Annotated in this window: 12 protein-coding genes; 1 reads left to right on the top strand and 11 read right to left on the bottom strand. The window is 71.1% G+C overall.

Translation table 11 applies throughout. The features are described 5' to 3' along the window. Positions 1 to 4 precede the first annotated feature (4 nt). The 3 genes from pstA to pstS all read right to left on the bottom strand — a co-directional run bounded on the left by pstA (position 5) and on the right by pstS (position 3011). The gene (pstA, locus tag BM419_RS16825) at positions 5 to 895 is read right to left on the bottom strand and encodes a phosphate ABC transporter permease PstA (protein ID WP_091927092.1); all 891 of its coding nucleotides are present in this window, start codon (positions 893 to 895) and stop codon (positions 5 to 7) included. Between the two features lie 12 nt (positions 896 to 907). Then, positions 908 to 1885: a phosphate ABC transporter permease subunit PstC gene (gene pstC, locus BM419_RS16830; protein WP_091927093.1), complete on the bottom strand. Its 978-nt coding sequence runs from the start codon at positions 1883 to 1885 to the stop codon at positions 908 to 910. A gap of 85 nt (positions 1886 to 1970) precedes the next feature. Further along, a complete protein-coding gene (pstS, locus tag BM419_RS16835) occupies positions 1971 to 3011 on the bottom strand; it encodes a phosphate ABC transporter substrate-binding protein PstS (protein ID WP_020094138.1) in 1041 nt (346 codons plus the stop codon). Positions 3012 to 3291: 280 nt separating this feature from the next. Here pstS and BM419_RS16840 point away from each other — a divergent pair, with 280 nt between their 5' ends. Further along, positions 3292 to 3537, top strand: coding sequence for a hypothetical protein (locus tag BM419_RS16840; RefSeq protein WP_020094137.1), 246 nt, complete (start codon positions 3292 to 3294; stop codon positions 3535 to 3537). 15 nt (positions 3538 to 3552) lie between these two features. On the opposite strand, the gene BM419_RS16845 is transcribed toward BM419_RS16840, so the two are convergent. The 8 genes from BM419_RS16845 to BM419_RS16880 form a co-directional block, all read right to left on the bottom strand. Then, on the bottom strand, positions 3553 to 3753 hold the full coding sequence (locus BM419_RS16845; protein WP_020094136.1) for a hypothetical protein: 201 nt from the start codon (positions 3751 to 3753) through the stop codon (positions 3553 to 3555). A 115-nt stretch (positions 3754 to 3868) separates the two neighbouring features. Beyond that, a complete protein-coding gene (recN, locus tag BM419_RS16850; RefSeq protein WP_020094135.1) occupies positions 3869 to 5542 on the bottom strand; it encodes a DNA repair protein RecN in 1674 nt (557 codons plus the stop codon). A 183-nt stretch (positions 5543 to 5725) separates the two neighbouring features. Continuing rightward, positions 5726 to 6607: an outer membrane protein assembly factor BamD gene (locus BM419_RS16855; protein WP_091927125.1), complete on the bottom strand. Its 882-nt coding sequence runs from the start codon at positions 6605 to 6607 to the stop codon at positions 5726 to 5728. 187 nt (positions 6608 to 6794) lie between these two features. Then, positions 6795 to 7742, bottom strand: coding sequence for a UDP-3-O-acyl-N-acetylglucosamine deacetylase (lpxC, locus tag BM419_RS16860; RefSeq protein ID WP_091927094.1), 948 nt, complete (start codon positions 7740 to 7742; stop codon positions 6795 to 6797). A gap of 436 nt (positions 7743 to 8178) precedes the next feature. Continuing rightward, on the bottom strand, positions 8179 to 9969 hold the full coding sequence (gene ftsZ, locus BM419_RS16865) for a cell division protein FtsZ (protein WP_020094132.1): 1791 nt from the start codon (positions 9967 to 9969) through the stop codon (positions 8179 to 8181). 91 nt (positions 9970 to 10060) lie between these two features. After that, on the bottom strand, positions 10061 to 11383 hold the full coding sequence (gene ftsA / locus BM419_RS16870) for a cell division protein FtsA (RefSeq protein WP_012319319.1): 1323 nt from the start codon (positions 11381 to 11383) through the stop codon (positions 10061 to 10063). A gap of 52 nt (positions 11384 to 11435) precedes the next feature. Further along, the gene (locus BM419_RS16875; protein WP_091927095.1) at positions 11436 to 12389 is read right to left on the bottom strand and encodes a cell division protein FtsQ/DivIB; all 954 of its coding nucleotides are present in this window, start codon (positions 12387 to 12389) and stop codon (positions 11436 to 11438) included. Next, a complete protein-coding gene (locus tag BM419_RS16880; RefSeq protein ID WP_020094130.1) occupies positions 12356 to 13279 on the bottom strand; it encodes a D-alanine--D-alanine ligase in 924 nt (307 codons plus the stop codon). Before BM419_RS16880 ends, BM419_RS16875 begins: the two co-directional genes overlap by 34 nt. Between the last annotated feature and the right edge of the window lie 7 nt (positions 13280 to 13286).

Below are 13286 nucleotides of genomic sequence, written 5' to 3' on the forward strand. Positions count from 1 at the left end.
GGGCTTAGCGCGAGGCCTGCGGCTTGATCACGAGGCGCGCGATGATCGACAGCGCCAGGATGGTGGTGGTGATCAGGAGCGCGCCCGCCCAGGCCAGGCCCTGCCAGTTCGGGTAGGGCGAGAGGGCGAACTGGTAGATCATCACCGGCAGGTTCGCGACGCCGCCCATCAGGTTGGCTGAGAACCAGGAATTGTTGTTGAGCGCGGTGAACAGCAGCGGTGCGGTCTCGCCGGCGATGCGGGCGAGGGCCAGGATGATGCCGGTGACGATGCCGGCCGAGGCCGCCCGCCAGGTCACGCTCATGATCACCGTCGAGGGCGGCGCGCCGAGCGCCGCGCCGGCCTCCCGCAGGGTGCCGGGCACGAGGCGCAGCATGTCCTCGGTGGTGCGCACGATCACCGGCACGGCGATGATCGCCAGCGCCACGCCGCCGGCCCAGCCCGAGTAGGTGCCCATCGGCCGCACCATCAGCGTGTAGACGAACAGGCCGATCAGGATCGACGGCGCAGAGAGCAGGACGTCGTTGAGGAAGCGGATCAGGGCGGCCAGTTTCGAGCCGCGCCCGTACTCGGCCAGGAAGGTCCCGGCCATGACGCCGACCGGCGTCGCGATCAGGATGCCGATCCCGGTCAGAACAAGGCTGCCCAGGATGGCGTTGGCGATGCCGCCGCCCTCCGAGCCCGGGCCCGGGGTCGGGTTGGTGAACAGGGTCGGCGTGAAGCCGCGCACGCCCTGGACGATCAGCATCACCAGGATCGAGCCGAGAACCAGGGCGCCGACCACCGTCGCGGCGGCGCAGGCGACGCGCAGGGTCCGGTCGGCGACGCGGCGTCCCTGACGGACGCGGCCGGGGCGGCGCTGGGCGGCCGGGGCGATCGTGCTGGAGGAAACCATCGCGCGTGCTCCTCAGGCGGACTGGACGCGGCGCGTCAGCAGCCGGGCGATGATGAGCACCACGAAGGTGATCACGAACAGGATGCAGCCCAGCGCCATCAGCGCGTTCAGCTGGAGGCCGTCCGCCTCGTTGAACTCGTTGGCGATGCGCGACGCGATGGTCGAGCTGGGGTCGAAGATCGAGGCCGAGAGCCGGTTGGCGTTGCCGACCACGAAGGTCACCGCCATCGTCTCGCCGAGCGCCCGGCCGAGGCCGAGCATGATCGCGCCGATGATCGAGACGGCCGCCTGCGGCACCAGCACGTGGCGCACAACCTCCCAGGTGGTGCAGCCGATCCCGTAGGCGCTCTCGCGCAGCACGGTCGGGATCTGGTCGAGCATGTCCCGGGCGATCGAGGCGATGAACGGCACGATCATGATCGCCAGGATGATCCCGGCGGTGAACACGCCGACGCCCGACGGCACCCGGGCGTAGAACAGCGTGCCGACGATCGGCATGCCCTCCACGAGGTTCGAGACCGGGATCTGGACGTAGCGCGCCAGGAGCGGCGCGAACACGAACAGGCCCCACATGCCGTAGATGATGCTCGGCACGGCCGCGAGCAGCTCGATCGTCATGGCGACCGGCTTGCGGGCCCAGCCCGGACAGAGCTGGGTGAGGTAGACCGCGATGCCCAGCGAGACGGGCACGCCGATCAGCAGGGCCAGGAAGGCGGAGGCGACGGTCCCGATCACCGCGACCAGGGCGCCGTACTGCTCGGTCCCGACGTTCCAGGCGCTGGAGGTCAGGAAGCCGAAGCCGAACTCGCGGAAGGCGGGCCAGCCGCCGTACAGGATCGAGCCGAGGATGCCGGCGAGCACGAGCAGCACCAGCAGGGCCGCGCCGTACGAGCAGGTCCGGAACAGCGTGTCGAGGCTCCGGCTCGGCGCCTTCCGCGCGGTCGCGGAACGGGTTCGGCCGAGGGCGATCGATTCGGTCAAAGCGGGCATCCGCGGTTCTCTGCGAAGGGGGGCGTGGTAGCGCGGTGCGTTCCCGGAAGCGAGGGAGGAGGTTCTCACCCCCTCCCCGCCACGCTCACATGTTGAGGACAGGCTTGCCGTCCTTGCCCTTCACGTCCTTCCACTCCTGGTGGATCAGTTCGACGACGTTGTCCGGCAGCGGGACGTAGTCGAGGTCGGTGGCGAGCGTGTCGCCGTTCTTGTAGGCCCAGTCGAAGAACTTGAGCACGGCGGCGGACTTGGCCGGGTCGGCGGCGTCCTTGTGGACCAGGATGAAGGTCGCCGCCGTGATCGGCCACGCCGCCTCGCCCGGCTGGTTGGTCAGCGAGATGCCGAAGCCCGGGGTCGCCTTCCAGTCGGCGCTCGCCGCCGCGGCCTGGAACGCCTTGTCGTCGGGCTGCGGGTACTGGCCGGCCTTGTTCTGCAGCAGGGCGTAGGAGAGCTTGTTCTGCTTGGCGTAGGCCGACTCGACGTAGCCGATCGCGTTCGGAACCTGCTTGACGGTGGCGGTCACGCCCTCGTTGCCCTTGCCGCCCTGACCGACCGGCCAGGAGATCGTCGTGGCCGCGCCGTACTCCTTCTTCCAGGGCTCGGAGACCTGGGACAGGTAGGTGGTGAAGATGTTGGTCGTGCCCGACGCGTCGGAGCGGTAGACCGGGGTGATGTTGGCGTCGGGCAGCTTCAGCCCGTCATTGAGCTTGGCGATGCGCGGATCGCTCCACTTCGCGATCTTGCCGGCGTAGATGTCGGCCAGCACGTCGCCGGTGAGCTTCAGCTTGCCGGGCTCGATCCCGGGGATGTTCACCACCGGCACGACGCCGCCCATCACGGTCGGGAACTGGACGAGGCCGTCCTTGGCCAGCTGCTCGGGCTTCAGGGGCGCGTCGGTGGCGCCGAAATCGACCGTCTTGGCCTGGATCTGCTTGATGCCGCCGCCGGAGCCGATCGACTGGTAGTTGAGGCCCGAGCCGGTCTCCTTGCGATAGGCCTCGGCCCACTTCGAGTAGACCGGGAACGGGAAGGTGGCGCCGGCGCCGGTGATATCGGCGGCGAGCGCCGCGGACGCCAGCTGAACCGTCGCGAGGCCGACGGCGAGCGCGTAAGCGAAGGGTCTCAAAGGAATCTCCGTTGCCGTCGGGCTAGAGCCTGCGCTGCCCCGCCGGCGGGCCCGTGCCCGCGGCAGAGCCCTGCGGCCGATCTTCCGAAGAGACCCAGCGCCGGCCGCCCGATGGCCGGGCGGTTACGACAAGTAGATGACACCGGGATGACACGGGGGATGACGGGGGGGACGACACGGGGGACGACACCGCGCGTCGGCCGGGCGCGGCACGGTTCCGGCCTCTCGCGCGTTCCTCTCTGCCAGGAGCGGCAGCCGGCAGCAGAAGGACGCGCGGATCGTGGGCGGCGACGAGGTGGATGCGGCGACGGAATCCGATCCGGCCTGGCTGGCCCTGCACGCCGAGCGGGAGGCCGTGGAGCGGGCGCTCGCGCTGGCGCAGGCCCGGCAGAAATTCAGCCCCGACCCGGACGCGGCCTCCGCGGCGCGCGTCGAGGAGGCGGAGCTGCTGGTGAGCCTCGACCGCGTGCTGACACTGATTCGTGCGGCCGAGTACCGTCGCCGGCCGGGGGCGCGCCGCTGGTGAGGCCGCCGCCCCGGGTCAGACCGCCCGGCGCAGCTCCCGCTCCTTCTGGCGCAGGCGCAGGAGCAGCTCGACATGCGTGTCGGTGATCGGCTGCGTGTCGACGCTGCCCTCGTAGACCGTGCGGAGCGTGAGGCCGAGCTGGCGGGTGTCGACCGCCCGCTTCAGGGGCTGTCCCGCGGGCAGAGACCCATCGGAGTCGACGACTGACGGCTTCATGGCTCCTCCCGCCCTTCGACCGCCCAACCCTGCCGCGGTACCGGGATGACAGCATTCTCACGATGAATAGTTAACGAATTGTTACCTTCAACCAACGGTTAAGGTTGACGCCGGTTCACGCGTCGGCACCCTGGAGGAGTCGCGCGGCCGCCGCCCGGGCCTCGTCGGTGACGGTGGCGCCCGCCAGCATCCGGGCGATCTCCTCGCGGCGCTCGGCGACCGGCAGGCTCGCCACCCGCGTGGCGACGCGGCCGGCCCCTTTCACGGGGGCCTTGGCGATCAGGAAATGCGTCTCCGCCCGCGCGGCGACCTGGGGCGCGTGGGTGACCGCGACCACCTGGACGGTCGCCGCCAGCCGGGCGAGCCGCATCCCGATGGCGTCCGCCACCGCGCCGCCCACGCCGGTATCGATCTCGTCGAAGATGAGCGTCGGGGCCGAGCCCTTGTCGGCCAGCACGACCTTCAGCGCCAGCATGAAGCGCGACAGCTCGCCGCCCGAGGCGACCTTCATCATCGGGCCGGGCTTGGTCCCGGGATTGGTCTGGGCCCAGAACTCGACCCGGTCGGTGCCGGCCGGGTCGCGGGAATCCGGGTCCGTGGCGATCTCGGTGATGAAGCGGGCGCGCTCCAGCTTGAGCGGCGGCAGCTCGGCCTTCACGGCCGCGTCGAGCTGCTTGGCCGCCCGGCGCCGCCCGGCGCTGAGCTTCTCGGCCGCCTCGGCGTAGGCGGCCTCCGCCGTCGCGAGCGCCTGCTCCAGCCCGGCCAGCGCCGCCTCGCCGGCATCGATCGCCGCCACGTCGCCGGCGTAGCGCTCCGCCAGGGCGGCGAGGTCGTCGGCCGGGACATCGTACTTGCGCGAGGCGGCGCGCAGGGCGAAGAGTCGCTCCTCGACGCGCTCCAGGTCGCGGGGGTCGAACTCCGTCTCGGCCACCGCCGCCTCGAGGACCGCGCGGGCTTCGTCGAGGGCGACCATCGCGGCGTCGAGGACGTTCACGCACGGGTCCACCAGGGCCGGCAGCTGCGCGGCGCGCCGCTCCAGCTTGCGCAGGGCGGCCGAGAGGTGCGGCACGCCGGAATGGGGGCCGCCGACGGCCTCGAGCGCCTCGTTGAGCTCGCGCGCGACCTTCTCGGATTGCTGCATGATCGTGCGGCGCTCGGCGAGCTGGGCCTCCTCACCGGCGAGCGGCGCCAGTGCGGCGAGCTCCTCCACGGCGTGGCGCAGGAAGTCGGATTCCTTGCGGGCCGCCTCCACGCGGGCGCGGTGCTCGGCGAGTTCGGTGCGGGCATGCCGCACGGTCCGCGACGCGGCGGCGACCTTCGCGAGCTGGGTCTGGAGGCCGCCGAAGGCATCGAGGATCGCCCGGTGCGAGGCGGGGTCGGCCAGCGCCCGGTCATCGTGCTGACCGTGGATCTCCACGAGAGCCGCGCCGATCGCCCGCAGGACCTGAACGCCCACCGGCTGGTCGTTGACGAAGGCGCGGGTCCGGCCGTCCGCCATCTGGGTCCGGCGCAGGATCAGGTCGCCCTCGGTGTCGATCTCGGCCTCGGCCGCGATCCGGCGCGCCGGATGGTCGAGGGGCAGATCGAACACCGCCGTGACCGCGCCCTGCGCCTCGCCGTGGCGGACGAGGCGGCCGTCGCCGCGGCCGCCGAGCGCCAGGGCGAAGGCGTCGAGCAGGATCGATTTGCCCGCGCCTGTCTCCCCGGTCAGGACGCTGAGCCCCGATCGGAAATTCAGTTCGAGCCTGTCGATCAGGACGATGTCGCGGATCGCGAGCTGCGCCAGCATGCGGCGACGGGGATTCCTCAGGATGGGACCGCAGACATAAGGCCGCCGCGGCGCGGATTCACCCCAAAAATGCGTCGCACCGCGCGGTTGGTGCAACGCGCCGGGCGCCGCAATGGGAAAGGCCCGGAGCGGCGGCTCCGGGCCTCGAGGTTTCGTGGGCGGTCCCCGCGCGGGCGCGGCGGCTTACTGGGCCGAGGCGGTCTTGCCCGTGACGGTCCGGTAGATCTTCGAGAGGAACGAGCTCTTCTCCTCGCGGGGCTCGAGACCGCCCTGCGCCAGCAGCGCGTGGGCGTCCTTGTACCAGGGGCTCTCCGGGAAATTGTGGCCGAGCACCGCGGCGGCGTTCTGCGCCTCCTGGGTGATGCCGAGCGCCCAGTAGGCCTCGGTCAGGCGCTCGAGCGCCTCCTCGGCGTGCCGGGTGGTCTGATACTTGGCGACCACGTCGCGGAAGCGGTTGATCGCCGCCGGGAAATTGCGCTTCTCGAGGTAGAAGCGGCCGATCTCCATCTCCTTGCCGGCGAGCTGATCGCGGGTGATCTGGATCTTCGCCTTCGCGTCCGCGGCGTATTCGGAGGTCGGGTACTTCTGCACCAGCTCCTGCAGCGCGACGAGGGCCTTCTCGGAGCGCTCCTGATCGCGGGTGACGTCCGGGATCTGCTTATAGTTCGACATCGCCATCAGGTACTGCGCGTAGGCCGCATCCTTGCTGGCCGGATGGCGCTGCAGGTAGCGCTTCGAGGCGCTGATCGCGTCGTCGTACTTCTGGCCCTCGTAATTCGCGTAGGCCGTCATCAGCAGCGCCTTCCGGGACCAATCGGAGTACTGGTACTGCTTGTCGAGGCTGTCGAATTTCTTGACCGCGCCCTCGTAGTCGCTGTCCTCGAGCTTGGCGAGGCCGTCGCTGTACAGCTTGTCGGCCGGAACGTCCGGCACGACCTCGGGCTTGTACTTCTCGGCGAAGATGCTCATCGGGTCGAAGTCGCAGCCGCCGAGGCCCAGGCCGAGGACGGCCACGAGGGGCGCCGCGAAGGCCGCTGCCCGGCGATGACGAATGGTGACAGGCATCTGGCGCTCTTTCCCGGAACCGGCGCCGTTGCGCGCCGTCATGCCATCGCGTGGGTGGATCCGGCCCGCCCCGGGCCGTGCCCGCCGTTCACGGACCGTTAAACCGTGCCGTTCGATTCGGGCACGAAAGCGGCAAGGCTGCGGCAGTCAGGATCGGTTGCGGGCTGTGGCCCGTCGGTCACAGGGGCTACAGGTCGCCCGCGAAGGCGGCGAGGCCCAGGCCGGCGCCGAGTTCGGACAGCACGGTCTCGCGGCGCGAGCCCTGCGCCTCGACGATGGCGTAGTTCGCTCGGTCGGCGAACAGGGCCGACAGCACCCCGACATTCATCCGGTGGCCGCCGCAATAGGAGCGGTAGGCCCCCTGGATCGGCAGGCCGGCCAGGGCGAGGTCTCCGATGGCGTCGAGGATCTTGTGGCGGACGAACTCGTCCTGGAAGCGCAGACCCTCGGGATTCACCACCGCGGTCTCGCCGACCGCCACGGTGTTCTCCAGCGAGGCGCCGAGGGCGAAGCCCGCCTTCCAGTAGCGCTCCACGTCGCGCATCATCCCGAAGGTGCGGGCGCCGGCGATCTCGCGGCGGTAGGTCGCGGGCGACAGGTCCATCGCCTTGCGGGAACGGCCGATCACCGGGCTCTCGAAGTCGATCTCGACGTCGAGGCGGAAGCCGCGGTCGATCGGGCGAAGTTCCGCGAAGGATGTCCCGGTCTCGATGCGGACGTGGCGGAGGATCTTGAGCCAGCGCCGCGGCGTGTCGCAGGTGGCGATGCCAATCTGGTCGATCGCCTGGACGAAGGGGAGCGCGGACCCGTCGAGGATCGGCATCTCGGGGCCGTCGATCTCGACCAGAGCGTTGTCGACGCCCAGCCCGTACAGGGCGGACATCAGGTGCTCGACGGTGGCGACCGCGCCGGTCTCGACGTCACCCAGGACGGTGCAGAGTTCGGTGGCGGAGACGAGGGCGTGATGCGCCTTGATCAGGCGGTCGTTGCCGTGGGTGGTGCCGGTGCGGAGGAAGGCGATGCCGTGATTGGCCGGAGCGGGTCGGATGGTGATCTCGGCGGGGTTGCCGGAGTGAACTCCGATCCCCGAGAGAGTCGCCGGCCCTTTGAGGGTCGTCTGTTTATGCGTTCGCATTCCTTAGCCCCCGGGCGCGATCATTTCCGCCACCCCGACTGGGGGTGAGGAGAAACTGACTGATCCGTCCGCTGCTTGATGCCCTAGCCCACGCGATCAGGTTGTGTCCCGCTGCGTGTCGTCTCGATCACATGGTTTCTATAGCTGCGCCGCACAGGGCAGCCAAATCACGGATTCTTACGGTCTGTTACAGACACGCTTAGCGGTTCGTCACCACAAAGCGCTGCTCCACCAAAGGCTTAAAGGTTGGTTAATGCGTGACTAACCCGCGGCCGTTCTGTGGCGCGGATGCACCATGCGGCACGGCTCGAGAGCCGCGGCGCACAGCCTCGTCGAGCCCTATTTCTCACCGCAACAACCATGAGTTGCTTTGCTGCAGCGCGAAGGGGCCGGCGGTTTCCCGCCAGCCCCGGGCCGTGCCGGAGACCCGGCCCGGTCAGTTCGCCTGACGGCGGAGGAAGGCCGGGATCTCGAGCTGATCGTCGTCCATCATCCGCGGCTGGGGCGCGGCCCGGCCCTGACCGTCGAGGTTGCCCTGGGCCGGGCGGTACTGCGGGACCGCGGGGGCGGCCGGAGCGCGCGGGGCCGGCGGCACGTGGGGCTGGGCCATGTGGGGCTGCGCCATGTGCGACTGGGCCATGTGCGACTGGGCCATATGCGGCTGCGGGGCGGCGGGCGAGGCCGGCCGGGCCGCCGGGGCGCCGTCCATGTCCTCGCGGCGGCCGCCGAAGCCCACCGTCGCGAGCCGGCGCAGCAGCGAGGTCCGCTTGGATTCCGGGGCGGCCTCCTCGGCAGCGCGGTTCGCCATGATCTGCGTCTGGGCGATCGGCGGCAGCTCGTGGATCTGCGGCATGCGCGGGGCGCGGGCGAGCGGCGTGCCCGTCGGGGCGGCCGGACGCGGCGGCACGAACGGGCCGGCCTCGACGGCGGGCGCCGCCTCGACGCGCTGCGGCGCGGGGGCCGGGACGAACGGCGCCGCGGCGCGCGCCTGGACCGGGGCGAGCACGACGTCGTCGCGGGTCATCGGCGCGGCGGCCTCGATGCGGCTGTCGATCCGCGACTCGGGGCGCATCTCGGGGGCCGCGAGCGGCGCGGGGGCCGGGGCGGGCATCGGCGCCGGGGCGACCGACTCGGTGCGGATACTCGGCACCGGCGAGGCGGCGCGCGAGCGGGCCTCGGCGCGCAGGCGCTCGGCAACCTCGGCGATGCGCTGCTCGGTCTCGGCGATGGCCGGGTTGTTGGGCGAGTTCGCCGAGATCAGCGCCGGCTCGATGCCGGTGGCGACCACCGACACGCGGATGATGCCGTCGAGGCTCTCGTCGAAGGTGGCGCCCAGGATGATGTTGGCGTCCTGGTCGACCTCCTCGCGGATGCGGGTGGCGGCCTCGTCGAGCTCGTAGAGGGTCAAGTCGGAGCCGCCGGTGATCGAGATCAGCAGGCCGCGGGCGCCCTTCATCGAGACGTCGTCGAGCAGCGGGTTGGCGATGGCGGCCTCGGCGGCGCGGTTGGCGCGCTTCTCGCCGGACGCCTCGCCGGTGCCCATCATGGCCTTGCCCATGCCGCGCATGATCGCCCGGACGTCGGCGAAGTCGAGGTTGATGAGGCCCTCCTTCACCATCAGGTCGGTGATGCAGGCGACGCCCGAGTAGAGCACCTGGTCGGCCATCGCGAAGGCGTCCGCGAAGGTGGTCTTCTCGTTGGCGACCCGGAACAGGTTCTGGTTCGGGATCACGATCAGGGTGTCGACCGCGGCCTGCAGCTCCTGGATGCCGGACTCGGCGGTCCGCATGCGGCGCATGCCCTCGAACTGGAACGGCTTGGTCACGACGCCGACCGTCAGGATGCCCATGTCGCGGGCCGCCCGGGCGATGACCGGCGCGGCGCCGGTGCCGGTGCCGCCGCCCATGCCGGCGGTGATGAAGCACATGTGGGCGCCGGAGAGCTGGTCGCGGATCTCGTCGATCACCTCGTCGGCGGCGGCCGAGCCGACCTCCGGGTGCGAGCCGGCGCCGAGGCCCTGGGTGACGCCCAGGCCCATCTGGATCACCCGCTCGGCCTTCGAGGAGGTGAGCGCCTGCGCGTCGGTGTTGGCCACGACGAACTCGCAGCCCAGCAGGCCCGACTCGATCATGTTGTTGACGGCGTTGCCGCCGGCGCCGCCGACGCCGAAGACGGTGATGCGGGGCTTCAGTTCCCGGATGTCCGGCGCCTGGAGGGTGATGGCCATGGTGTCGAGCCTCTCGCTAACTGTGCTGTCCGTGCGACGCCTGGGCGCCGGATCCCTTCGATCCCCCCGCGCGAGCGGGCGGGCGTGAAACCTAGAAGCTGTCCCGGAGCCAGCGGCCGACCCGGTTCAGGTAGTTGTCGGTCCCGGTCGCCGCGAAGGCGCCGTGCCCCCGCGGCTCGAAATGTTCGGCATGGGCGACCTGCGGGTAGACGAGCAGGCCGACCGCCGCCGAGAAGGCCGGACCCTTGGCGGCTTCCGGCAGGCCCCGGATGCCGAGGGGCCGTCCGATCCGCACCTGACCCTGGAGGACGCGGCGGGCGACCTCGGGCAGACCGACGAGCTGGCTGGCGCCGCCGGTGAGGACGACGCGCCGTCCGGCCTGGGCGGCGAAGCCCGCGTCGCGCAGGCGGTCCCGCACCAGCTCGACCACCTCCTCGACGCGCGGCTTGATGATCCGCACGAGCTGCGAGCGCGGGATGTGGGCCGGCGCCTCGCCCTCGTCCTCGCCGACGCCGTGCACGGCGATCATGTCGCGGTCGTCGGAGGGGGTGGAGAGGGCCGAGCCGTAGAGGGTCTTCAGCCGCTCGGCCGCCGCCATGCGGGTGGAGAGGCCGCGGGCGATGTCCATGGTGACGTGGTGGCCGCCGACCGCGAGGGCGTCCACATGGACGAGGTGGCCGCCGGAGAACACGCCGACGCTGGTCGTGCCGCCGCCCATGTCGACGACGCAGACGCCCATCTCGGCCTCGTCGTCGACCAGCGCCGAGAGGCCGGCCGCGTAGGGCGTGGCGATCACCGCCTCGACGCCGAGGTGGCAGTGCTCCACCGCCAGCATGACGTTGCGGGCGGCCGCGAGCTCGCTGGTGACGACGTGCAGGTCGACGCTGAGCGCCTCCCCGATCATGCCCGACGGGTCGATGACGGCGCCCTGTCCGTCGAGGGCATAGCCGGTGGGCAGCGCGTGCAGCACGGCCCGGCCGGGGCTGACGCCGTGGGCGCTGGCGGTCTCGAGCACCCGCTCGACGTCGCTGCCCGTGACGGTGCCCGAGCGGACGTTCACCCGCGCCTGGAAATGCTGCGAGGCGAGCCGGCCGCCCGACATGTTGACGATGACCGACTGGACCTCGACCTTGGCCATCCGCTCGGCGGCGTGGACCGCCTGCCGGATCGCGCTCTCGGCCGCGGCGAGATCGACGATGGCGCCGCCCTTCAGGCCCAGGGAGCGCTGGTGGCCGATGCCGATGATGCGCGCGAGGTGCGTGCGGCCGCGGAGCGTCGTGAGCGCTTCGGCGGGCTGCAGCTCGGCGATGAGGCAGACCACCTTGCTCGTGCCGATGTCGAGCACCGAGAGGGTGGTCGAGCGCCGGGCGGAGAGCGGCTTCAAGCGCGGCGTGAGGCCGTGTTGGCTGTGCATTGACGCTACCGGGCGCGGGATGCGGGACGGGCGGAGATCGACAGGAAGGGCATCAGCTGGCCGCGCCCTTCTTCTTCGCCTTCTGGGCTTCCGCGCGGGCGGCGGCGGCCTCCTCGGTCAGGCGCACCACCAGGCGGTCCGGCATGCGCAGGTCCACCGCGATGACGTCCTTCTCGAGCAGGTGGGCCTCGCGCTCGAACCGGACGAGGCGGGCGAGCGCCGCGGCCGGATCGACCTCGGGCAGGCGCACGTCGATGCCGTCGAACTTGAGGGTCCAGCGCCGGCCGGACACGTAGGTGCCGGCCTTGATCCGCTCGGCGAGCGGCCCCGCGGCGGCGATGAGGGCGAGGTATTCCGGAAGCTTGGTGTTGGCGTCCTCGCCGACCACCAGGGGCAGGCTGGCGTAGCGGTCGTCGCGCATGGCGTCGATGACGGTGCCGTCGGCGGCGATCACGCTGATCTCGCCGTTCTTCTGCCAGAGGGCCGCGGGCTCGCGCTCCACCTGGGTGATGGCGATCTCGTTGGGGTAGATCTTCCGGACCGAGGCCTGCGCGATCAGCGGCACGCGGAGCAGCCGCTCGCGCACGTCGGCGACGTCGAGGAAGGGAACCGAGGAGCGCCAGTCGATCCCGGCGGCCGCCAGGACCTCGCGCTCGTACATGCGGGAGATGCCCGAGATGGTGACGCGCTCGACGCCGAAGCCGGCGACGCGCGCGGCGATGTCGAGTGGGCGGCCCTGCTCGGCCACGAACGCGTCGTAGCGGCCGCTCGCCACGAAACCGGCGAGCGCCACGGCGGCGGCGGAGACGGAGACCGCCACGATCCCGGCGCCCCGGGGCAGGCGCTCGCTCAGGCGCTGACTCGGGCGGGCCCGACGAACCGAGAGCGACCGGGACGTGCCGCGGCCGGTGAGCCGGCCCAGGATCGCGCCGGCGAGGCGCGCGGGACCGCTCCGGCCGGCGGCGTCGCCGCTCAGCGATTCAGGGAAGCGTCCTCCACCATCCATCGGACGAGCTCACCGAAACTCAGGCCCGCATGGGCCGCCATCTCCGGCACAAGGCTCGTCTGGGTCATGCCGGGTTGCGTGTTGACCTCCAGCACCACGAGCAGACCGGTTCCACCCGGTGTGTCGTCGTAGCGAAGGTCGGCACGGCTGACGCCCCGACAGCCCAGTGCTTGATGCGCCGTTAACGACAGTTCTTGGACACGCTGGTAAACATTTGGTTTAAGTTCGGCCGGGAGCACGTGCACCGAGCCCCCCGGGGCGTACTTGGCGTCGTAATCGTACCAATCGCCCGTGGCGGCCTTCACCTCGATCACCCCGAGGGCCTTGTCGCCCATCACACCGCAGGTGAGTTCGCGGCCAGCAATGTAAGGTTCTGCAAGGACTTGCTCGCCGAACGTCCACTCCTCGGAGGCGAGGATCTGGGGCGGGTGCGAGCGGCCGTCGCGCACGATGATCACACCCACCGATGAGCCTTCCGCGATCGGTTTCACGACGTAGGGTGGCGGCAGAGGGTGTGTCCTGGCGGCCTCACGACGGTTAACGATCCGGCCCTCGGGCACGTCGACGCCGGCGGCGCGCATGACGGTCTTGGCCCGCTCCTTGTTCATGGCGAGCGCCGACGCGAGGACGCCGGAATGGGTGTAGGGGATCTTGAGGATCTCCAGCAGGCCCTGGATGGTGCCGTCCTCGCCGTCCGGCCCGTGGAGCGCGTTGAAGGCCACGTCCGGCCGGAGCGCCGTCAGCACCGCGGCGATGTCGGGGCCGACATCGACCCGGGTGACCCGGTAGCCCTCCCCTTCGAGCGCGTCGGCGCAGGCCTTGCCGGAACTGAGGGAGACCTCGCGCTCGGCGGAGGTGCCGCCCAGCAGGACGGCGACGTGCTTGGACATCAGGGCA

The sequence above is a fragment of the Methylobacterium sp. yr668 genome, assembly GCF_900116245.1.
GTDB lineage: Bacteria > Pseudomonadota > Alphaproteobacteria > Rhizobiales > Beijerinckiaceae > Methylobacterium.